This is a genomic window from Pseudoxanthomonas taiwanensis, from assembly GCF_010093135.1.
GTDB classification, from domain to species: Bacteria; Pseudomonadota; Gammaproteobacteria; order Xanthomonadales; family Xanthomonadaceae; genus Pseudoxanthomonas; species Pseudoxanthomonas taiwanensis.
In genome coordinates this window covers 1-19565 of sequence record NZ_PDWK01000055.1, presented here as the reverse complement: position 1 = coordinate 19565, position 19565 = coordinate 1, and the positions used below count along the sequence as shown (strand labels likewise).

18 protein-coding genes and 4 pseudogenes are annotated in these 19565 nt (G+C 70.2%); 11 read left to right on the top strand and 11 right to left on the bottom strand.

The features are described 5' to 3' along the window. Nucleotides 1-109, top strand: a pseudogene (locus CR938_RS10750) (IS110 family transposase); the annotation flags it as partial. A 12-nt stretch (nucleotides 110-121) separates the two neighbouring features. On the opposite strand, the gene CR938_RS10745 reads toward CR938_RS10750, so the two are convergent. Continuing rightward, complete coding sequence (locus CR938_RS10745) at nucleotides 122-1414, bottom strand: transglutaminase-like domain-containing protein (protein ID WP_162125007.1); 1293 nt, start codon at nucleotides 1412-1414, stop codon at nucleotides 122-124. A gap of 243 nt (nucleotides 1415-1657) precedes the next feature. On the opposite strand from CR938_RS10745, the gene CR938_RS10740 reads away from it, so the two are divergent. The 7 genes from CR938_RS10740 (at nucleotide 1658) to CR938_RS10710 (ending at nucleotide 8145) form a co-directional block, all read left to right on the top strand. Further along, complete coding sequence (locus CR938_RS10740; RefSeq protein WP_162125006.1) at nucleotides 1658-3100, top strand: C40 family peptidase; 1443 nt, start codon at nucleotides 1658-1660, stop codon at nucleotides 3098-3100. Further along, nucleotides 3097-4194 carry a dipeptide epimerase gene (locus tag CR938_RS10735; protein WP_162125005.1) on the top strand — a complete coding sequence of 366 codons (1098 nt, stop codon included), beginning with the start codon at nucleotides 3097-3099 and terminating at the stop codon, nucleotides 4192-4194. The genes CR938_RS10740 and CR938_RS10735 overlap by 4 nt, the downstream gene beginning before the upstream one ends. Nucleotides 4195-4233: 39 nt before the next feature. Beyond that, nucleotides 4234-5079, top strand: a complete 846-nt coding sequence (locus CR938_RS10730) for a MurR/RpiR family transcriptional regulator (protein WP_162125009.1) — start codon at nucleotides 4234-4236, stop codon at nucleotides 5077-5079. Between the two features lie 6 nt (nucleotides 5080-5085). Beyond that, the gene (locus tag CR938_RS10725) at nucleotides 5086-5880 is read left to right on the top strand and encodes a L,D-transpeptidase family protein (RefSeq protein WP_162125004.1); all 795 of its coding nucleotides are present in this window, start codon (nucleotides 5086-5088) and stop codon (nucleotides 5878-5880) included. Beyond that, the gene (locus CR938_RS10720) at nucleotides 5877-7151 is read left to right on the top strand and encodes a dicarboxylate/amino acid:cation symporter (RefSeq protein WP_162125003.1); all 1275 of its coding nucleotides are present in this window, start codon (nucleotides 5877-5879) and stop codon (nucleotides 7149-7151) included. The genes CR938_RS10725 and CR938_RS10720 overlap by 4 nt, the downstream gene beginning before the upstream one ends. 80 nt (nucleotides 7152-7231) lie before the next feature. Further along, a complete protein-coding gene (locus CR938_RS10715; RefSeq protein ID WP_162125002.1) occupies nucleotides 7232-7732 on the top strand; it encodes a hypothetical protein in 501 nt (166 codons plus the stop codon). 89 nt (nucleotides 7733-7821) lie between these two features. Further along, complete coding sequence (locus tag CR938_RS10710; protein WP_162125001.1) at nucleotides 7822-8145, top strand: hypothetical protein; 324 nt, start codon at nucleotides 7822-7824, stop codon at nucleotides 8143-8145. 30 nt (nucleotides 8146-8175) lie between these two features. Here the strand turns inward: CR938_RS10710 and CR938_RS10705 are convergent, their stop codons facing one another. The 3 genes from CR938_RS10705 to gnd all read right to left on the bottom strand — a co-directional run bounded on the left by CR938_RS10705 (nucleotide 8176) and on the right by gnd (nucleotide 11994). Further along, nucleotides 8176-10353 (bottom strand): glycoside hydrolase family 3 N-terminal domain-containing protein, encoded by a 2178-nt coding sequence (locus CR938_RS10705; RefSeq protein WP_162125000.1) that lies wholly within the window; start codon nucleotides 10351-10353, stop codon nucleotides 8176-8178. 215 nt (nucleotides 10354-10568) lie between these two features. Then, nucleotides 10569-10940 carry a BON domain-containing protein gene (locus tag CR938_RS10700; protein WP_162124999.1) on the bottom strand — a complete coding sequence of 124 codons (372 nt, stop codon included), beginning with the start codon at nucleotides 10938-10940 and terminating at the stop codon, nucleotides 10569-10571. A gap of 148 nt (nucleotides 10941-11088) precedes the next feature. Beyond that, nucleotides 11089-11994 (bottom strand): phosphogluconate dehydrogenase (NAD(+)-dependent, decarboxylating), encoded by a 906-nt coding sequence (gene gnd / locus CR938_RS10695; protein ID WP_162124998.1) that lies wholly within the window; start codon nucleotides 11992-11994, stop codon nucleotides 11089-11091. A gap of 144 nt (nucleotides 11995-12138) precedes the next feature. Between gnd and CR938_RS14810 the strand changes: the two genes are divergently transcribed. Both CR938_RS14810 and CR938_RS10685 read left to right on the top strand, forming a co-directional pair. After that, nucleotides 12139-13605: a GGDEF domain-containing protein gene (locus tag CR938_RS14810; protein ID WP_162124997.1), complete on the top strand. Its 1467-nt coding sequence runs from the start codon at nucleotides 12139-12141 to the stop codon at nucleotides 13603-13605. A gap of 232 nt (nucleotides 13606-13837) precedes the next feature. Continuing rightward, nucleotides 13838-14002, top strand: a pseudogene (locus CR938_RS10685) (hypothetical protein); the annotation flags it as partial. A 108-nt stretch (nucleotides 14003-14110) separates the two neighbouring features. On the opposite strand, the gene CR938_RS10680 reads toward CR938_RS10685, so the two are convergent. From CR938_RS10680 to CR938_RS10650, 7 genes and pseudogenes are all read right to left on the bottom strand, one after another. Then, the gene (locus CR938_RS10680; protein WP_162124995.1) at nucleotides 14111-15088 is read right to left on the bottom strand and encodes a zinc-binding dehydrogenase; all 978 of its coding nucleotides are present in this window, start codon (nucleotides 15086-15088) and stop codon (nucleotides 14111-14113) included. Nucleotides 15089-15104: 16 nt separating this feature from the next. Further along, nucleotides 15105-15515: an organic hydroperoxide resistance protein gene (locus CR938_RS10675; RefSeq protein ID WP_162124994.1), complete on the bottom strand. Its 411-nt coding sequence runs from the start codon at nucleotides 15513-15515 to the stop codon at nucleotides 15105-15107. Between the two features lie 44 nt (nucleotides 15516-15559). Then, on the bottom strand, nucleotides 15560-16984 hold the full coding sequence (locus tag CR938_RS10670) for a coniferyl aldehyde dehydrogenase (protein WP_162124993.1): 1425 nt from the start codon (nucleotides 16982-16984) through the stop codon (nucleotides 15560-15562). Nucleotides 16985-17034: 50 nt separating this feature from the next. Further along, complete coding sequence (locus CR938_RS10665; RefSeq protein ID WP_162124992.1) at nucleotides 17035-17712, bottom strand: type 1 glutamine amidotransferase domain-containing protein; 678 nt, start codon at nucleotides 17710-17712, stop codon at nucleotides 17035-17037. 82 nt (nucleotides 17713-17794) lie between these two features. Next, complete coding sequence (locus CR938_RS10660; RefSeq protein ID WP_162124991.1) at nucleotides 17795-18247, bottom strand: MarR family winged helix-turn-helix transcriptional regulator; 453 nt, start codon at nucleotides 18245-18247, stop codon at nucleotides 17795-17797. A gap of 176 nt (nucleotides 18248-18423) precedes the next feature. After that, on the bottom strand, nucleotides 18424-18972 hold the full coding sequence (locus tag CR938_RS10655) for a sterol desaturase family protein (RefSeq protein WP_281350259.1): 549 nt from the start codon (nucleotides 18970-18972) through the stop codon (nucleotides 18424-18426). Between the two features lie 82 nt (nucleotides 18973-19054). Then, nucleotides 19055-19353: pseudogene (locus CR938_RS10650) on the bottom strand (transposase); the annotation flags it as partial. A gap of 84 nt (nucleotides 19354-19437) precedes the next feature. Between CR938_RS10650 and CR938_RS14965 the strand changes: the two are divergent. After that, nucleotides 19438-19565, top strand: a pseudogene (locus CR938_RS14965) (IS30 family transposase); the annotation flags it as partial.

Below are 19565 nucleotides of genomic sequence, written 5' to 3'. Positions count from 1 at the left end.
CAAATGCCCCAAAGTCGCCTTGGTCGCTTGCATGCGCAAGCTGCTGACCGTGCTCAATGCCATGGTCAGAACCAACAAACCTTGGGATAACGCGCTTCACGGCGCTTGACTCGGAAGACGGTTACTCAGAGCGGAAGTGGGTCTTGGCCGGGACGAAATCCCGCGAGTAGTCGTCGTTGAAGGCGATGCGATAGGCGTCCAGGCCGCCCAGGTAGAACCAGCGCAGCGCCGGGTCGTCGCTGGCCAGCTGGCCGGTGGTCACGTCCATCGGCACCCAGCCGTACGGGGCCAGGTACAGCCAGCCCCAGTCGTGCATGTTGTCGTAGCCGACCTCCTCGTCCGAGTACACCCAGCCGGACTGCCACCGCGCCGGGATGCCGTTCATGCGCAGCAGGGTGATCAGCAGCAGGGTCTGCTGGCCGCAGTCGGCGTGGCCTGCGTGGAACGCGTAGTCGCTGATGTTGGAGATGGTCGAATACTCGCGCGCGCCGGCCCACGGGATGCGGTCCACCGCGGCGAACAGCTTCTGCGCGATGCGGTAGGGATTGGTCTCCGTGCCCACCACCTGGCGCGAGAACTCGCGCAGGGCCGGGGTGAACACCACGTGCGGCGGGCGCTCCTCCAGGAACGGCGCCAGCTCCGGCGTCGGCTCCACCGGCACCACCCTGTCCGGGTCGATGTCGAAGCGGCGGGCGTACACCGTCAGCTCGTAGGTGACGGAGAACTCCGTCGGCTGCCCGGCCACCGCGGTCCGCTCCATGTAGGCGGTGCGCTGCAGGGTGTCCTCCGGGGCGATGAACGCGCCCTCCGGCACGCTGCCGACGAAGCGGATGTCCTCCTGCTGGCCGGGAATGGCACGCGGATACGGGATCCAGGCGCGCACGGTCTCGCCGGCCGGCACCGCGTCGGGCTTGACGACCAGCGACTGGGTCACACGCAACCGGCGCGGGGCCACGCTGGTGGCGCCGTCGCGCGCGGCCGCCACCACCTCGGCGTGGTGCGGGTGCAGGGTCTCGAACGGCCCCTCGGTGAACGGGCGCACCGGAGGCGCGCGCCGCGCCGCGGCCTCGGGGCTGAGCCGGAACAGGTTGGAGACCGCGCGCTTGAACCACCAGCGCTGGCCGTCGATGTCCATGTGCTCCAGCAGCCCGGCCGCGTCCCAGGCCTCGAACTCGGCCTCGCGCAGGTCCGGGATGTGGCGGCGCAGCTGCGCCAGCACCGCCTCGCGGTCGAGGCTGAAGTCCAGGCGGATGCGGCGCATGCGCTCGCGCTCGAACTCCAGCGCGCGGCGCGCCTGCGGCTCCAGCGCCGGATCGGCCAGCGCCCCGGCGATCGCCGCCTCGGCCTCGCGGAAACGGCCGGCGTCGACCTGGCGCACCACGTCCTCCGGCGACGCGGCGGCCAAGACGTGCATCGGGCTCCCCAGGCTCAATGCGACCGCCAGCAACAGAGGCCGCAGCCAGGCGGCACTCCGGTGCGGCTGGCCCGTGGCCACGGGCTGGCGGTAACCGGACTCCACAACGACACTCCCCTCTCGTGCGGTGGTTGGCAGCTGATGTAGCACGGCCCCGGTAGCGGGTCAATAATTTATTCTTGACGCAGCCAGATTTCGGAATAACTATTCTTCGGGCTCTTGTCCGGGAGGGGGAGAAGGCAGATGAAACCCGCGAACCGGGCGCCGGCCGCGGCGTCCCTGACCCGTTGCGTTCGGGATGGCCTGCTGGCCCTGTGCCTGCTGCTGCCGGCGCTGCCCGCGCCGGCCCGGGCGCCGGATCCGGCCACGCCGACGGCCGTGGTCGGCGTGCGCCTGACCGACCTCGATCCGGAGCACTGGATTTCCCGCCTGGCCGAGCCCGACCGGCTGATCCTCGACCGCGCCGCCATCGAGGCGCACAACGCACGCATGCGCGCCGAGGACCCGTCCATCCTCGACCTGGCCACCCTGCCGGACCCGATGCCCGGCGAGTGGGTGCGGCAGCGCCTGCAGGCCCTGTCCGCCCCGCCCTCGCGTCCCCTGTATGACGTGCAGGGCAAGCCCGTGCCGGCCAGGCAGCTTGCCGCACTGCAGCAGGCACTGGCGCTGGACCGGATCCCGACCAGCCGGCCGCTGCGCTGGGGCCTGGCGGTGCAGCGCACCGACCTGCGCGCCTTCCCGACCGCCCTGCGGGTGTTCAGCACTCCGGGCGACACCGACATCGACCGCTTCCAGGAGTCGGCCCTGTTCCCCGGCGACGCAGTGGCGGTGCTGCACGAGAGCCGCGACCGCCAGTGGCTGTTCGTGGCCAGCGAGCGCTACACCGCCTGGGTCCGCGCCGAGCACATCGCCACCGGCACGCGCGACACCGTGCTGGGCTACGCGCGGCGCGAGCCGTACGTGGTGGTGACCGGCGCCAGCGTGCGCACCACCTACACGCCGGAGGAGCCGCGGGTGTCCTCGCTGCAGCTGGACATGGGCCTGCGCCTGCCGTTGCGCACCGACCTGGACCCCACGCGCCCGGTCAACGGCCAGCATCCGTTCGCCAGCCACGTGGTGGACCTGCCGGTGCGCGCCGCCGACGGCTCGCTGGAGATCGTCCCGGCACTGGTGCCGCGCTCGGCCGACGTCAGCCCCGACTACCTGCCGCTGACCCCGGCCAACCTGATCCGCCAGGCCTTCAAGTTCCTCGGCGAGCGCTACGGCTGGGGCCACTCCTACGGCACCCGCGACTGCAGCGGCTTCGTCTCCGAGGTCTACCGCAGCTTCGGCGTGCTGCTGCCGCGCAACACCCGCGACCAGGCGGTCAGCCCGGTGCTGGAGCGGGTCCTGGGCGAGGACGCGGACGCCACGCAGCGCCAGCAGGCCGTGCGCGGGCTGCAGGTCGGCGACCTGGTGTACATCCCGGGCCACGTGATGATGGCCATCGGCCACCAGGACGGCATGGCCTACATGATCCACGACACCAGCGGCGGCAGCTGGCTCGGCGCCGACGGCAGCCGCGTGCGCGCCGGCCTCAACGGCGTGTCGGTCACGCCGCTGGAACCGCTGATGTTCAACGACACCCAGACCTACGTCGACCGCCTGACCAGCATCCAGAGGATCCGGGCACGGACCGCTCCATGAAGATCACCGAAATCGAGCTCGGCATGCTCCGCGTGCCGCTGAAGACCCCGTTCAAGACCGCCCTGCGCACCGTCGAAACGGTCGAGGACATCGTGGTGCGGATCCGCACCGACACCGGTCACACCGGCTACGGCGAGGCCCCGGCCACCGCGGTCATCACCGGCGACACCCACGGCTCCATCGTCGAGGCCATCGAGCGCTACATCAAGCCGCGCCTGCTCGGCCAGGACGTGTCCAACCTCAACCGCATCTGCAACCTGGTGCAGACCGCGCTGGAGCGCAACACCAGCGCCAAGGCCGCGGTGGAGATCGCCATCTACGACCTGTGGGGCCAGCTGTACGGCGCGCCGCTGTACAAGATGCTCGGCGGCGGCGACCCGGTGGTGACCACCGACATCACCATCAGCGTGGACCACATCGACAAGATGGTGGCCGACTCGATCGCCGCGGTGGAGCGCGGCTTCGACTCCCTGAAGATCAAGGTGGGCAAGGACATCGGCCTGGACATCGAGCGGGTCAAGGCCATCCACGCCGCGGTCGAGGGCCGCGCCCTGCTGCGCCTGGACGCCAACCAGGGCTGGACCGCCAAGCAGGCGGTCTACGCCATGCACGCGCTGGAGGACGCCGGGGTGATGCTCGAGCTGCTGGAGCAGCCGGTCAAGGCCGCCGACATCGACGGCCTGAAGTACGTCACCGACCGCGTGCACACCCCGGTGATGGCCGACGAGAGCGTGTTCGGCCCGACCCAGGTGTTCGACCTGATCCAGCGCCGCGCCGCCGACATCATCAACATCAAGCTGATGAAGACCGGCGGCATCTCCCACGCCGTGCGCATCGCCGACATCGCCTCGGCCTACGGCGTGCAGTGCATGATGGGCTGCATGCTGGAGTCGGCCATCTCGGTGGCCGCCGCGGTGCACGTGGCCGCCGCCAAGGCCGACACCATCACCAAGGTGGACCTGGACGGCCCCTCACTGGGCCAGTTCAACCCGGTGGACGGCGGGGTCATCTTCAACGAGGCCGAGATCAGCATCACCGACGCGCCGGGGCTGGGCATCCGCCAGATCCACGGGCTGGAACCGCTGGGGCGCTGACCGTTGTCTCCTCCGCCGGCCCGGATGAAGATCGCCACCATGTCGCCGCTGGTGAAGATCCGGTCCGAACGGGACCAGATGTCGGCGATCGAGCGCCGCATCGCCGACTTCATCCTGGAGAACGCCCACCTGCTGCGGGACTATTCCTCGCAGCAGCTGGCCAGCGCCCTGGGCGTGAGCCAGTCCTCGGTGGTCAAGTTCAGCCAGAAGTTCGGCTTCCGCGGCTACCCGGACCTGAAGTACAGCATCGGCCAGGCGCTGGCGCGCAACGGCGGCGACGTGCCGGCCGCGCCCGAGCAGGAGGCCGGCGACGACTATGCCCGGCTGGAGGAGGCCCTGCGCCGCAGCAAGGCCGCCGCCGAGGAGGAGACGCGCCTGCTCAACCCGCGCGAGCGGATGGAGGAGATCGTCCGCCTGGTGGACGGCGCCGCCCGGGTGTTCGTGTTCGGCCTGGGCGACGACGGCCTGTTCGCCCGCGAGTTCGCCATGCGCCTGTCGCTGCTGGGCGTGCTCACCGTGCACCACGCCGACCCGATCCTGATGATGGCCAACCTGTCGGCGGCCCGCGCCGGCGACGTGATGCTGCTGTTCTCCGAGTTCGGCCAGCTGCCGCAGCTGTCGCAGATCAGTCGGCAGTTCCAGGCCTGCGAGGGCAAGGTGGTGTCCATCACCCGGCACACCTCCAACCCGCTGCGCGCCCACGCCGACGCCTCGCTGGTGGTCTCGGCGCACGACCCGCAGCCGCACATCGAGGCGCTGCTGTACCGCAGCGCCCTGCAGTACCTTCTGGACTTCCTGTTCGTGCTGCTGTGCCAGGCCAATCCCGAGCGCCACCGGCAGCTGGGCATCAACCTGGAACGCATCCGCCACCTGCTGGAGACCTGAGCGCCCATGTCCCGCGCCCCGCGTCCCGCCCTCCGGGGCCTGCTGCCACGCCTGGCCCGCGCCGCGCTGCTGGCGCTGGCCGCCGCCGCTCTCCCGGCCCACGCCGCCGGCCCGCTGCAGGAGGCACGCCAGCTGGTGCTGGTGCTCACCGCGGACTGGGACGCGCCGCGCGGCACCCTGTACCGCTACGAGCGCGGGAGCGCGGACGCGCCCTGGCGCCAGGTGGGCGCCTTCGAGGTGGAGATCGGCCGCAACGGCAGCGCCTGGGGCATCGGTCTGCATGCGCCGGAGGACCAGGACGGGGGCCTGGTCAAGCGCGAGGGCGACGGCCGCAGTCCGGCCGGCGTGTTCGCGCTCGGCCCCGCCTTCGGCTACGCGCCGGGCGCCGCCACCGCCCTGCCCTACCTGGCGATGGAGGCCTCCCACTACTGCATGGACGTGCCGGACTCGCCGCTCTACAACCGCATCGTGGACGCGCGCGAGGTCGGCCGGGACGCGGTGGCCGGCTCCACCGAGCCGATGCGCCTGGATCTGCACAAGGATGGCGATCCGCGCTACGCGCGCGGCCTGGTGATCGCCCACAACCCGGACCACATCCCCGGCGCTGGCTCCTGCATCTTCGCCCACCTGCGCCGCCGCGCCGGCGAGGCCACGGCCGGCTGCACGGCGATGGACGCGGCCGACATGGACGGTCTGCTGGCCTGGCTGGATCCGGCTGCGCAGCCGCGCCTGGTGCTGCTGCCGCGCGCGCAGGCCCGGCGCCTGGCCGCCGCCTGGGGCCTGCCGGAGGTGGCCCGATGAGGTGGCCGGGACCGACCGCGCGCGTGCTGCTGGCGCTGGCCGCCGGCGCCATCGCCGGCCTGGCGCTGGCGCACTGGAGTCCGGAGCTGGCCCGCGGCGCGGCCGGCATCGCCCAGCCCGTCGGCCGGCTGTGGCTGAGCGCGCTGCAGATGACCGTGGTGCCGCTGGTACTGGCGCTGGTGGTGCTGGGCGTGGCCACCGCCTCCGACGCGGCCGCCTCCGGCCGCGTGGCGCGGCGCGCCCTGGTCGGTTTCATCGCCCTGCTGTCGCTGTTCGCCGCCTACGCCGCGCTGCTGACCCCGCTGCTGCTGGCCCTGGTGCCCAACGAGGGGCGCCTGGCCGACGTGCTGCAGGCCGGCCCCTCGGCCCCGGTCGCCGCCGCCGCGCCTTCGCTGGCCGAGTGGATCGGCGGCGTGGTGCCCAGCAACGCGATCATGGCCGCCGCGCAGGGCGCGATGCTGCCGCTGGTGGTCTTCGCCCTGTTCTTCGGCTTCGCCCTGACCCGCATCGAGGCCGAGCGCCGCGCGCAGATCACCGGCCTGGCCCAGGGCGTGGCCGACACCATGATCGTGATCGTGCGCTGGGTGCTGCTGGCCGCGCCGCTGGGCGTGTTCGCGCTGATGCTGGCGGTGTGCGCGCAGGCCGGCGTGGCCGTGGTCGGCGCGCTGGCCGGCTACATCGTCCTGCAGTGCGCCATGTACCTGGGCGCCACCGCGATCTGCTACGTGCTGGTGGCGGTGCTGGCGCGGCGTTCGCCGGCCGCGTTCGCCAGGGCGGCGCTGCCTGCGCAGGTGGTGGCGGCCAGTACCCAGTCCTCGCTGGCGTCGCTGCCGGCCATGCTGGAGAGCGCGCGCACGCGCATGGGCATCCCGCGCGCGGTGGCCGGCCTGGTGCTGCCGATGGCGGTGACCCTGTTCCGCATCACCAGCCCGATCCAGTACATCGTCGCCGCCTGCTTCGTGGCCTGGGCCTACGGCATCGAGCTGGGGCCGATGCAGCTGGCCGCCGGCGCGGCGCTGGCGGTGGTGATCAGCCTGGGCTCGGTGGGCCTGCCCGGCCAGGTCAGCTTCATGGCCACGGTGATGCCGGTGACCCAGTCCATGGGCCTGCCGGTGGAGCCGCTAGGCCTGCTGCTGGCGGTGGACACCATTCCCGACGTGTTCGCCACCACCGGCAACGTCACCGGCGACCTGGCCGCCACCGCGATCGTGGCCCGGCACAGCCCGGACGCGGCCGACGAGGATTCCTCCACGTCGCGCCCACCGGCCTGAACCCCGGCCACCGGGCTCACGCGCGGCTCACCGCGCGGCGCGGACAGTGGGCCTTCCCCCGCCCTGCGCCGTGATCCGCGATGAAACACCGCCACGTCTACAGCACTCCCAACCTGGCCGCCGCCCAGGCGGCCCTCGCCGCCGCCCGCGAGTCCGGGATCGACCCGGACGACCTGGCCCTGGTCGCGCGCTCGGACATCGAGATGGAAGCGGTGCCCGACGCGGTGCGCGACGGCGGCCGCACCGACACCCTGCCGGCTGCGCTGCGCGGTGCCGCCGGCGGTGGCGCGGTCGGCCTGGTTGCCGGGCTGGTCGCGATGGCGGTGCCGGCCGTGGGCATCACCCTGGCCGGCGCCGGCCTGATCACCGCGGTCGGCGCGCTGATGGGCAGCTGGTCCTCGGCGCTGTTCGGCGCCGGCGTGCCCGATCCGGTACGGCGCCGCTTCGAGGACACCATCGAGTCCGGCCGCATCCTGCTGGTGGTGGACGCCGAGGAAGCGCAGGCCCGCCGCGCCGAGGCCGCCGTGGTCCGCGCCGGTGCCACGCCGCTGCCCTACGACGCGCCCAGCGCGGTCAGCTGAAAACGCCCACGCCACGCTCACGCCGCCTTGCGCCTGTGCCCACGCGGCATCGGCCAGGATGGGCCCACACACGCCACAGGAGCTCGACGATGGGCACGCCCGGCTACCAGGTTCCCGGCCGCACGCCGGTGGACGCATTCCCCGATTCCGGCTACTGGTACCAGCAGTTCCGCAGTGAGCCGTACTACCGCGAAGGCGACACCTACGAGGATTACGAGGCGGCCTACCGCACCGGCCACGCCGGCCGCAGCCGCCACCCCGGCCTGGACTTCGCCGCGGCCGAGACGCGGCTGCGCGAGGAATGGGAAGCCGGCAAGGGCCCCTCGCGCCTGGACTGGGACCGCGCCCGCCTGGCGGTGCAGCGCGCCTGGGAGCGTGCGCTCGGCCGCGGCGAAGGCGGCGGCATCCGATGAGAGCGGGCGCGCCCGGCGCGCCGTGCGCGCTCACGGCGGCGGCAGCAGCTCGAAGCGCGCCGGCTCGCCGGCGGCGGACGAGGGTGCGATCCACACGTCGAACGCGCCCGGCTCGGCGCCGTGGCTGCCGTCGGCACGCGTGAACGCCAGCTGCTCCCGGCGCAACTCGAACACCACCTCCACCTCCTGGCCCGGCTCCAGGCGCAGCTTGCGGAAGTCCTTCAGCTCGCGCACCGGCCGCACCCGGCTGGCCACGCGGTCGTGCACGTACAGCTGCACCACCTCCTCGGCGGCGTGCTGCCCGCTGTTGCGCACGCGGGCACGCACGCCGAGCACACCATCCCAGGCCAGGGTGGGCGAATCCACCCGCGTGGGCCCGTACTCGATGCGGCCGTAGCCCAGGCCGTGGCCGAACGGGTACAGCGCCGCGTGCGGGTGCTCGCGCCAGCGCGCCTTGAACTCCGACATCTCCGGCGTCTCCGGCCGGCCGGTGCGCGGATGGTTGTAGAAGAACGGCTGCTGGCCGGAGTCGCGCGGGAAGCTGACCGGCAGGCGCCCGGAGGGGCTGTAGTCGCCGAACAGCACGTCGGCCACCGCATGGCCGGTCTGGGTGCCGAGGAACCAGGTGACCAGGATCGCCTGCGCGTCGCGCACCGCGCCCTGCAGGGCCAACGCGCGGCCGTTGCGCAACAGCACCACCACCGGCGTGCCGGTGGCGGCCACCGCCTCGGCCAGCGCCTGCTGCACCGGCGGCAGCACGATCTGCGTGCGCGACTGCGCCTCGCCGCTGTAGCACTGGGGCTCGCCCACCGCCAGCAGCACCACCTCGGCGCGGCGCGCGGCGGCCACCGCGGCCTCGATGCCGCCCTCCAGCGGCTGCTCGAACCCGCAGCCGTCCACCACCTCCAGCGCCGCACCCTCCGGCAGCGCGGCGCGGATGCCGGCCTCCAGGCTGACGTAGCGGCTGCGGTCGCCGAACAGCGTCCAGCAGCCTTCGATGTTGGCCAGGTCGCGCGCCAACGGGCCGACCAGGGCGATGCGCGCATCGCGGCGCAACGGCAGCAGCCCGCCCTCGTTCTTCAGCAGCACGATCGAGCGGCGCGCCGCCTCGCGCGCCAGCGCCTCGTGCGCCGGCCGCCACGAGGTGTCGGCCTCGCGCGCCGGATCGAGCGAGCGGTACGGGTCGTCGAACAGGCCGATGGCGGCCTTGAGCGAGAGCACCCGCCGCACCGCCGCATCCAGCGCCTCGACCGGCACCTCGCCGGACTCCACCAGGCCCGGCAGGTGGTCGGCGTAGAAGCCGCTCTGCATGCTCATGTCCAGGCCGGCCAGGAACGCCTTGCGCGTGGCGTCGCGCGCGTCTTCGGCGTAGCCGTGGGCGATCAGCTCCATGTCGGCGGTGTAGTCGGACACCACCACGCCGGCAAAGCCCCACTGCTCCCGCAGCAGTCCGGTCAGCAGGCCGCGGTGGGCACTGGCCGGGATGCCGTTGATGTCGTTGAAGGCGGTCATCACCGCCAGCGCGCCGGCCTCCAGCGCCGCCTTGAACGGCGGCAGGTGCACGTCGCGCAGTGTGCCCTCGGAGATCTCGACGAAGTTGTACTCCATGCCCGCGGTGACAGCCCCGTAGGCGACGAAGTGCTTGGGCGTGGCCAGCAGCGAGTCGTGCGCGCGCAGGTCCGGGCCCTGGAAGCCGCGCACCCGCGCGGCGGCGAAGGCCGCGCCCAGCACCGGATCCTCGCCGGCGCCCTCGGCGCCGCGGCCCCAGCGCTGGTCGCGCGCCACGTCCACCGCCGGCGCGTAGGTCCAGTGGATGCCGGCGGCGGTGGCCTCGAGGGCGGTGGCGCGCGCGGTGCGCTCGGCCAAGTCCGGCTCGAAGCTGGCGGCCTCGCCGAGCGGGATCGGGAACACCGTGCGCATGCCGTGGATCACGTCGGCGGCCAGCAGCACGGGGATGCCCAGGCGGCTCTCCTCCACCGCCACGCGCTGGATCTGCCGGCCCAGTTCCGCGCCCACGCCGTTGAACAGCGCGCCCACGCGGCCTGCGCGCACCTGCTCCAGCACCTCGGCGGCGTTGCGCACGTTCGCCTCCGGGTTCACGTCCGGGGCGAAGGGCCGCACCATGTCGGCGAAGACACCCAGCTGCCCCACCTTCTCTTCGAGGGTCATGCGCGCGAGCAGCGACTCGACTCGTTCGTCGATGGGCATCGTTTCCATGTTCCCGGGGCGGAGGAAGGGTCCGATTCTAGCGGAGGCTTCCGCCACGACCAGCACGTGCGGCCGATGTAACACGCTGTAACGGACGCGGGCCGCGCGTGTGCGCAGGCCCGGTGCCCGGACATGAAAACGGCGCGGAGCCACGCAGGCTCCGCGCCGCCCGGTTCCCCGTCGTCACCCCGGGAAACCAGAAACCGCCAGGCGGATCAGTTGCCGCCGGTCTTGAGGGCGGAGACGTCCACCCGGCCCACACCCTCGATGCCTTCGGCCACGTCCTTGGCCTTGGCGATCTGCGCCGCGTTGTCCACCGTGCCACTCAGGTAGACCACGCCGTCGCGGGTGTCCACCTCGATGTCCAGGCCCGAGACGTCCTCGGCCGCCAGCAGGCTCGACTTCACCTTGGCGGTGATCCAGGTGTCGGCGACCGGCTGGCTGGAATCGCCGTCCGCTGCCGGATGCTTGGCCTCTTCCGTCATCGGCCGGTCGGCGTCGGTGCGGGGCGTGTCGTCGCCGGCCCACGCCGCACCCGCGCACAGGGCGGTCATCGCCACGAACAGCATTCCGTGATGCCTACGCATTGTCGTCTTCTCCTCTCCTCGGGATGGTGCGGGCCAGTCTCCCGGGAGGGCCGTGCAGCAACGGTGAACGCCGCGGCGCGCGTTGCAGGCGATTCAGAACGGTGAACACGCCGCGACCTCCGCCGCTCGCGCGCATGTGGGCCCGGCCTTACGACGCGCGCGCGATGCCGTGCCCGCCGAAACGGTGGCGCAGCGCGGCCAGCAGGCGGTCGGTGAAGGAATTGCGCTCGCGCGAGCGCAGCCGCTCCATCAGCGAGGCGGTGATCACCGGCGCCGGCACGTCCAGGTCGATGGCCTCGGCCACGGTCCAGCGCCCCTCGCCCGAATCGGCCACGTAGGGGGCGATGCCCTCCAGCCCGGGGTTGTCGGCCAGGGCGTCGGCGGCCAGGTCCAGCAGCCAGGAGCGCACCACGCTGCCGTGCTGCCAGATCCGCGCCACCTGCGCCAGGTCCAGCCCCAGCTCCTGCTTGCGCGCCATCAGCGCGAAGCCCTCGGCGTAGGCCTGCATCATCCCGTACTCGATGCCGTTGTGGACCATCTTGGCGAAGTGCCCGGCGCCGCTGGGCCCCACATGGCCCCAACCGCGGTCCGGCGCCGGCGCCAGGGTCTCCAGCAGCGGGCGCAGACGCGCCACGGCATCGGCATCGCCACCGACCATCAGGCTGTAGCCCGCCTCCAGGCCCCAGACGCCGCCGCTGGTGCCGCAGTCGAGGAAGTGGACGCCCAGGTCCTGGCAGTGCGCGGCGCGGCGCTGGCTGTCGCGGTAGTGGGAGTTGCCGCCGTCCACCACCATGTCGCCCTGGCCCAGCAGGGGCAGCAGCGCCTCCAGGGTGGCGTCCACCGCCCCGGCCGGCACCATCAGCCACAGCACCCGCGGTGGCGCCAGCGCCGCCGCCAGGCCCGCCAGGGCATCCACCGTCTCCAGGCCATCCACCGCCGCGGCCTGGCGCGCCGCCTCCACCGGGTCGAAGCCGACCACGCGGTGCCCGCCCCGCCGCAGGCGGCGGGCCATGTTGGCGCCCATCCGGCCCAGGCCGACCATGCCGATCTCCATGCCGCCTCCGCAGTTGATGCCTGCCCGGCAGCCTACGCCCGGCATGCCCGCCCGCTCCAGTCCCATGGCTAAAACCACAGCGTTCCCGGCCGCTAATGGGGCATCCTTCCGTCAACCCGTCCAGGCCTCCGCCCGGCCATACCGATGTCCCCTCCAGGCCCCATCGCCAGCCCGGCATCCTCCGATCCCGCGGCCCTGCTGACTGCCGCCAACGACCCGCGGGCGCTGCTGCGCGCCTACGCCGAGGGCATGGCCGGCCTGCCGGGCGAGCTGGGCGACCTGCTCGGCCAGCGCCTGCGCACGGCGGTGGCCGAGGAGGACTGGGCCAGCTGCGCGCGGGTGCTGCGCCAGCTCCTGGAGAAGTACCTGCACGACTTCGCCGCCAGCCTGGCCGGCGGCGGCGTCAACGAGTCCGAGCAGCTGCGCGAGCTGCTGCGCCAGGCCCTGGGCGTGGCCCTGGCCTCGCTGCTGGAGCCGGTGCCGGAGCTGGCCCGGGAATCGGCCGCCCTGGCCGAGGCGCTGCGGCGCTGGCGGCCGGGCGACGACCTGGCGGCACTGGCCCGGCGTGCGCGCGAGCTGTGCCACCAGGTCGGCGTGCACGCCGGCGAGGCCGCCGAACGCCAGGCGCTGCTGCTGAGCCTGTTCGACCTGCTGCTGGAGAACCTGTTCGAACTGCTGGAGGACGGCAGCTGGCTGCAGGCACAGGTGGCCGGCGTGCGCCAGCTGCTGCTGGCCGGGCCGGCCGACCGCCACACCCTGGAAGCCACCCGCCAGGGCCTGCGCGAGCTGGTCTACCAGCAGAGCCTGCTGCGCCAGGGCATCGCCCAGACCAAGGACGCCATGCGCGGGATGCTGGACACCTTCGTGGCGCGCATGGAGGGCATGGCCGACAGCACCGGCCAGTACCAGAGCCGGCTGGAGGCGCACCGCGAGGCGATCCGCCAGGCGCGCAGCATCACCGAGCTGGGCCGGCGCCTGGACGAGGTACTGGAGGACACCGCGCAGCTGCAGCGCCAGGCGCAGCGCGCACGCGAGGAACTGGTGGCCGCGCGCGAGGAGGTGGAGGCGGCCGAGGCACGGGTGCGGGCGCTGGAGGAACAGCTGCGCGAGGCCGGCGACCTGGTGCGGCGCGACCCGCTCACCGGCGCGCTCAACCTGCGCGGCCTGGAGGAACGCTACGCGGAGCTGGCCGCGCAGGCCGAACGCGAGGCGCGGCCGCTGGCACTGGCGATGGTGGACATGGACGGCTTCCGCGAGGTGAATTCCACCCACGGCCACGGCGGCGGCGACACCGCGCTGCGCCACGTGGTGCAGGTGCTGCGCGAGGCCCTGCGCGGGGACGACTGCATCGCCCGCCACGGCGGCGACGAGTTCGTGCTGGTGCTGCCGGGCGCGGACCTGGACGAGGCCACGGCGCTGGTGCGCCGCGCCCAGCGCCTGCTGGCGGTGCGCGTGCTGGCCCACGAAGGCCGCCGCATCCCGGTCACCTTCAGCGCCGGCGTGGCGGTGCGCCAGCTCGGCGAAGCGCGCGAGGACCTGATCCGGCGCGCCGACCGCGCCATGTACCAGGCCAAGCGTGGCGGCCGCGACCGGGTGCAGGCCACCCGTTAGCCCGTCCCGTACGACCGGCACACGGCGCGCAAGGCCGCGGGAACGCCGGCGCCCGCCCATGGCGGACGCCGGCCCGGCCGCGGGCCGGTCAGAAGTCCACGTAGTCCTTGAAGCTTTCCAGCAGCTGGCCAAACATCTCGACCGACGATAACCGGCCCCGCGCACAAAATTACTGATAGTCCCATCCGTAGGATAACGCCAAGGCCGAGAGCTTCGTGAAACGCTCAAGGTCGGGGCTGTCTATCCGATGGCCTACGAGATTTTCGAAGACATCACTGCCGACCTTACGCGCTTCATCGATCAGGGCTACAACGCCAGCCGATTGCACTCTGCGCTCGGCTATCTCAGTCCGCAGCAGTTCGAGGATCAACACGCCCGCTCACAGTCAAATCCGTAGCCTGATCCTGTCTACCCGCAGGGGCGCACTCCAGAACTGGGCTACGACAGCGGCTTGACCAGCGTTGCCTCAGATCCACTCTTTTGCACTTCCCGGCCCTCAACTCGCTTACGGCCTCAGCAAGACCTTGCCTTTACGGGCCGGCTGCAAGCTGGCCGCAGCGGCCTGGGCGGCATCGGCGAGGTCGTAGACGGCCTCCACTGGCAGCAGCAGCTCACCGGCCAGCGTACGCTGCAAGAGTTCACCCACCAGGCGACGTTTGTCGTCCGCCGACATGGCCAGGCTAACCTTGCTGCCCCAGAAGCCCTTGACCGTGGCCTGCTTGAAGATGAGCGAGCCGGAGTCGATTTGCATCGGCTCTCCAGCCATCGCGCCGAAGGAAACGAGTGTCCCGCCTTCGCCCAGCAATCCCAACAACGCCGCGCTGGCGGCGCCACCAATGGAATCGATTCCCGCGCGCGCCAGCCCGGAGCCAAGAATGGCGCGGGCAATTTCCTGCCACTCGGGCTGCGCAGTGGAAACGACATGATCAATGCCCAGGGCCGCCAGTTCATCCACACCAGCATCACGGCGCACCAGATTGAGCACATTTATTCCACGCGCGGCGGCCAGCATCGCCAAGGTTTTGCCGACCGCACCATTGGCCGCGTTCTGGACGATCCACTGACCCTGGTCGACCTCGAGGAACTCCAACAGCATCAACGCGCTCAGGGGCATGGCAATGAGCTGCGCCGCGGTTTCGTCCGGGATGGCTTCCGGCATCGGTACCAGCAGCCGTGCGGGGGCAAGGAAATATTCTGCCCAGGTGCCATGCACCGAAGCAACAGCTACCCGCTGGCCGTTGGAGACGCCTTCGACGTCATCGCCAAGCGCATCTACGATGCCAACCGCCTCGCTGCCGCCAATTGCGGGGAGGTCCGGCCTATAGCCGTAGCGGCCCCGGATCGTCCACAGGTCGTGGTTGTGAATCGGCGCAAGCGTGGTCTTGACGCGGACTTCGCCTGGTCCGGGTTGCGGTATCGGACGGTCGCCGAGTTCGAGGACTTCGGCGGGTTCGCCGAATGCAGTATGGATGGCGCAGCGCATGCTGGTTTTCTCCTGTTCAGGCTACGGATACGTGCAGGCGCACCTCGATGTTGCCGCGCGTGGCATTTGAATACGGGCACACCTGGTGGGCGGCTTCCACCAGCTTGCGTGCGGCCGATTGGTCCAGTCCATGGACTTCCACATGCAAGTCCACGTCCAGTGCGTAACCGCCGGCGGCGGTCTGGCCAATGCCCACTTCCACCGAGGTGCGTGTGGCGGTCGGCGCCAGTCCCAATTGCTTGGCGGCCACGAGCAATGCGTTGTCGAAGCAGGCGGCGTAGCCCATCGCAAAAAGCTGCTCGGGGTTGGCTCCGGTCTTGCCGGAGCCGGGCATGGCCATGTCCAGTGCGAGGCTGCCGTCGTCCAGCGCGGTACGGCCGGAACGGCCGCCGGTGGCGGTAGCGCGGGTTTTGTAGAAAATCTTCATGATTGGCTCCTGTTGAACGAGAACGACGACACAAAGCGAGTGCGTTATGCCTTGCCAGCGAGCAGGGCCCGCGCTTGCGCCAGCGCATCGGCATATGGCGCGCGCAAGCGAAGATTGGACGCGCCATCGGCACTTTGCACCACCACCGCCTTGGCGTGGCTGAAACGTCGGAAGCCGTGAATGCCGTGGTACGCTCCTATGCCAGACGGACCCACGCCGCCGAAGGGCACGCTCTCGACCATGGCATGCGTCATCACATCGTTGATGACCGCCGCGCCGGAAGTCGTGCTTTCGAGAAACGCTTGCTGCTTTGCCGGGTCATTGCCGAAGTAATAGGCCGCGAGCGGGCGCGGATGCGCGTTGATGTAATCAAGCGCCTGCTGCGGGTCATGGTAGGTCAGCACCGGCAGGACAGGGCCGAAGATTTCTTCCTGCATCACCTGCATGTCTTCCTGCGGATTGAGCACCAGGGTCGGGGCGAGCTTGCGCGTGCGTGCGTCAGTATGCGGTTCACCCGCAGGCTCCAGCCCTACCACGCTGGCACCCCTGGCGCGGGCGTCGTCCAGCAGGCCGATCAGGCGGCGGTAGTGGCGGTCGCTGACGATGGAGGTGTAGTCCGGGTTGTCATGCAGCGTCGGAAATGTGCGGGCGACAAAGGTACGAGCGTGCTCCACGAAAGCGTCGCGCGCCGTTTCTGGCAGAAGCACATAATCCGGCGCGATGCAGATCTGACCGGCGTTGAAGGTCTTGCCCGTCAGTACACGCGCAGCGGCGGTAGCTATGTCAGCATCCGTGTCAATGAAAACGGGTGACTTCCCGCCCAGCTCCAGCGTCACCGGGACCAGGTTTTCAGCGGCCGCCCTCATGACGTGGCGACCCACGGCCGTACTACCGGTGAAGATCAGATGATCGAACGGCAACGCGCTGAACGCCTGGCCCGTTTCGGCATCGCCCAGCACCACCTCCAGTTCCAGTGGGTCGAAGTAGCGTGCGACGAGTTGTGCCAGCAGTTCGGATGTGCGGGGCGTCAACTCCGAGGGCTTAAGCAGCGCACGATTGCCTGCTGAAAAGACGCCCGCCAGAGGGCTGAACGCCAGGTTGATCGGGAAATTCCAGGGGCTAATGATGCCCACTACGCCTAACGGCTGATATTGTACGCGCGCTTGCATCCCAGGGCCGGGAGCATCTTGCTCATCCGGCTGCATCCAAGTTTCCAGATGCTCGCTGGCATGGCGAAGTGCAGCAACCGACGACAGCACGTCCGCCAGCAGGCTTTGGTAAGGGCTACGATGTCCGTAGTCGGCGCTGATGGCATCAGCCAGTTCATCGTGGTGTGTGATCAGCAGTTCCGCGGCACGTTGCAAACGGTCACGTCGCAATTCGGCGCTGGCCGGGCCATCGGCCAGGTGCGCCTGTTTCATCCGCGCGACCTTGGCGTTCAGCGCGGCAGAAATATCTGAAGTATTCATGGCGGATTTCCTGAGTGAATGACCATCCCGAAGCCGGTGGCAGGCCGGCCTCAGCCGAGTAGGCTGAGGAGTGCGCGGGCGACTCCTTCGGAACTGGCCGGATTCTGGCCGGTCACCAGATGACCATCAACGACAACATGCGGGTGCCAGTCCGGGCCCTTCTCGTAAAGGCCACCTTGGCGCTTGAATTCATCCTCGATCAGGAATGGTACGATCTCGGTCAGGCCGACCGCCGCTTCCTCGCTATTGGAGAATCCGGTGACCTTGCGACCGGCAACGAAGGGGCGACCATCGGCCTGATGCGCCTTGGTCAGCGCGCCCGGCGCGTGGCAGACCAGACCGAGCGGCTTGCGCGCGCGATCCTGAGTCTCGATCAACGCTATCGACACCGGGTCGTTGGTCAGATCCCACAGCGGGCCATGGCCACCGGGGTAAAACACGGCATCGAAATCGGACACTGCCACCTCGGCCAGTTTTCCGGTGTTGGCCAGCTCCGCCTGCGCCTGAGGATCGGCCTTGAAGCGGGCGGTCAAATCGGTCTGGAACTCGGGCAGATCGCTCTTTGGATCCAGCGGGGGTTGGCCACCCTTGGGGGATACCAAGGTGATCTGAGCACCGGCGTCCTTGAACACATAATAAGGAGCGGCGAATTCCTCAAGCCAGAAGCCGGTCTTGTGACCAGTATCACCGAGTTGGTCATGGGAAGTCAGTACGAACAAGATCTTCATAAGAATGCCTCTTTTCAATTTCGAGACAGCTATCAAATAGCGCACTACTTCATTGGCAGGCCATGCTCGCCGGATCTGTCACTCAGGCTCCGGTGAGCTTTTCGCGCAGGGATTCCAGCTCCTGCTTGAGCGACTTGAGTGCCGGCAAATCATAGGCCACGGCACAGAACACCTGCTCCGGTACGCCTTGGGCCTGCGCCTTGAGCGCACGCCCGGCCTCGGTCAGGGTGACGATCACCTGCCGCTCGTCGCCACTGTCGCGGCGGCGGCTGACCCGCCCGGCCACCTCCAGCCGCTTGAGCAGCGGCGTGAGGGTGGCCGAGTCGAGGTAAAGCCGTTCGCCGATCTCGGACACGGTCAGCCCGTCGCGCTCCCACAGCACCAACATCACCAGGTATTGGGGGTAGGTCAGGTCCAGCTCACGCAACAACCCGCGATACAACTTGCCCATCGCCAGATTCGCCGAATACAGGGCGAAGCACAGCTGGCGATCGAGCCTGAGCGCGGCTTCGGCGTGGGGGAGGTGCGTGTCCATTGCGCTATTATATCGTGCGCTACTTGTTTGTCAACCATTTTTCCCTGCCCGCTTCTTGGCGTCCGCGCCCGCCCGCGGAAGTTGCAAGGCCCGCCTCATTCCATGCCGTCCGCCCGTGCCGATGGCCCGGGCCACATCCGACGGATCGCATGGCCGGTCCCGCTTGGGCCCGTGTCTCAGTCAGGCCGTGGCCATTCCCGTCCACCACCATCCTGCTCGGCGGTCGCTCCTGCACCCATCACACCGGCCGGCCGCTGCACCGGGGTCTGCGTCGTGCGCGTGACGGCGATGTGCCGGACAGGCATGGGGCAAACCGCCCCCGGCGGCCCGAACAGGACCCGCAGCACCGCTCCGGGCCCATGGGCGCGGCGCAGCGCGGCGAACATCCCGATCCAGGCATGGAACTCCACGCGCAGCGGGTTGTGCCCGCGCACCGGATCGGTCAAGCCGTAACGCGGCGGCACGCCGGAGACCCCGGCGCGGAAACTGCCGAACAGGCGATCAAACACGATCAGCATGCCGCCATAGTTGCAGTCCAGATACTCCGGGTTGCTGGCGTGATGGATGCGGTGGTGGGTCGGGGTGTTGAAGACGTACTCCACCCACCCCGGCAAACGGCCGATCAGCTCGGTATGCAGCCAGAACTGGAAGAACAGGTTCAATCCCAGTGCCGCCAACACGTACGGCACAGGAAAGCCCAACAGCACCAGCGGTGCGAAGAACAGCGCCGCGCCGGTGACCGGTATCGGACAGGAACCGCTGCCGGTACGACGGCACGCCCAGCACGAACAACTCCAGCAGGCGTGCCTTCGTCACCGCCTCGCGCTTGCGTTGCGGGGCTGGCGTTTTACCCCGAAGCCGATCTTCAGCGCCTCGATGTCCAGGTGCGCCTCCGCCAGCAGCCGCTTCAGGCGGCTGTTCTCCGACTCCAGCTCCTTCAGGCGCTTGGCATCTTCGGCCTCCATGCCGCCGTACTTCGCGCGCCAGGCATAGAAGCTGGCCGGGCTGAAGCCATGCTGCCGGCCCAGCTCCGACACCGCCATCCCGGCCTCGGCCTGCTTGATGAACCCGATGATCTGTTCCGTGGTGAATCGACTCTTGCGCATGTCCGTCCTCTCTGGATGACGGACTCTACCTGGCTTCGAGTGGTACGGCTCGGTGGGGGCAGGTCACAAGTTCCATACTCAGGTCACCAGCACGTGCACGACCGGCGGGTCTTCTCGCGCTGGTCGCCGCAGCAAATTGCCGCCAGACTGCGGCAGATGCCCGACGCCGAACGTCCCGGTCTGGTCAGCCACGAAACGATCTATGCGACCAT

What these genes read in the sequence shown, in the direction of transcription:
- CR938_RS10730 (WP_162125009.1), top strand. Translation starts at nt 4,234, where the DNA reads ATGTCGCCGCTGGTGAAGATCCGGTCCGAACGGGACCAGATGTCGGCG.
- CR938_RS10670 (WP_162124993.1), bottom strand. Translation starts at nt 16,984, where the DNA reads ATGAATACTTCAGATATTTCTGCCGCGCTGAACGCCAAGGTCGCGCGG.
- CR938_RS14810 (WP_162124997.1), top strand. Translation starts at nt 12,139, where the DNA reads ATGTCCCCTCCAGGCCCCATCGCCAGCCCGGCATCCTCCGATCCCGCG.
- CR938_RS10660 (WP_162124991.1), bottom strand. Translation starts at nt 18,247, where the DNA reads ATGGACACGCACCTCCCCCACGCCGAAGCCGCGCTCAGGCTCGATCGC.
- CR938_RS10665 (WP_162124992.1), bottom strand. Translation starts at nt 17,712, where the DNA reads ATGAAGATCTTGTTCGTACTGACTTCCCATGACCAACTCGGTGATACT.
- CR938_RS10745 (WP_162125007.1), bottom strand. Translation starts at nt 1,414, where the DNA reads ATGCACGTCTTGGCCGCCGCGTCGCCGGAGGACGTGGTGCGCCAGGTC.
- CR938_RS10740 (WP_162125006.1), top strand. Translation starts at nt 1,658, where the DNA reads ATGAAACCCGCGAACCGGGCGCCGGCCGCGGCGTCCCTGACCCGTTGC.
- CR938_RS10700 (WP_162124999.1), bottom strand. Translation starts at nt 10,940, where the DNA reads ATGCGTAGGCATCACGGAATGCTGTTCGTGGCGATGACCGCCCTGTGC.
- CR938_RS10720 (WP_162125003.1), top strand. Translation starts at nt 5,877, where the DNA reads ATGAGGTGGCCGGGACCGACCGCGCGCGTGCTGCTGGCGCTGGCCGCC.
- gnd (WP_162124998.1), bottom strand. Translation starts at nt 11,994, where the DNA reads ATGGAGATCGGCATGGTCGGCCTGGGCCGGATGGGCGCCAACATGGCC.
- CR938_RS10680 (WP_162124995.1), bottom strand. Translation starts at nt 15,088, where the DNA reads ATGCGCTGCGCCATCCATACTGCATTCGGCGAACCCGCCGAAGTCCTC.
- CR938_RS10675 (WP_162124994.1), bottom strand. Translation starts at nt 15,515, where the DNA reads ATGAAGATTTTCTACAAAACCCGCGCTACCGCCACCGGCGGCCGTTCC.
- CR938_RS10735 (WP_162125005.1), top strand. Translation starts at nt 3,097, where the DNA reads ATGAAGATCACCGAAATCGAGCTCGGCATGCTCCGCGTGCCGCTGAAG.
- CR938_RS10725 (WP_162125004.1), top strand. Translation starts at nt 5,086, where the DNA reads ATGTCCCGCGCCCCGCGTCCCGCCCTCCGGGGCCTGCTGCCACGCCTG.
- CR938_RS10710 (WP_162125001.1), top strand. Translation starts at nt 7,822, where the DNA reads ATGGGCACGCCCGGCTACCAGGTTCCCGGCCGCACGCCGGTGGACGCA.
- CR938_RS10715 (WP_162125002.1), top strand. Translation starts at nt 7,232, where the DNA reads ATGAAACACCGCCACGTCTACAGCACTCCCAACCTGGCCGCCGCCCAG.
- CR938_RS10705 (WP_162125000.1), bottom strand. Translation starts at nt 10,353, where the DNA reads ATGCCCATCGACGAACGAGTCGAGTCGCTGCTCGCGCGCATGACCCTC.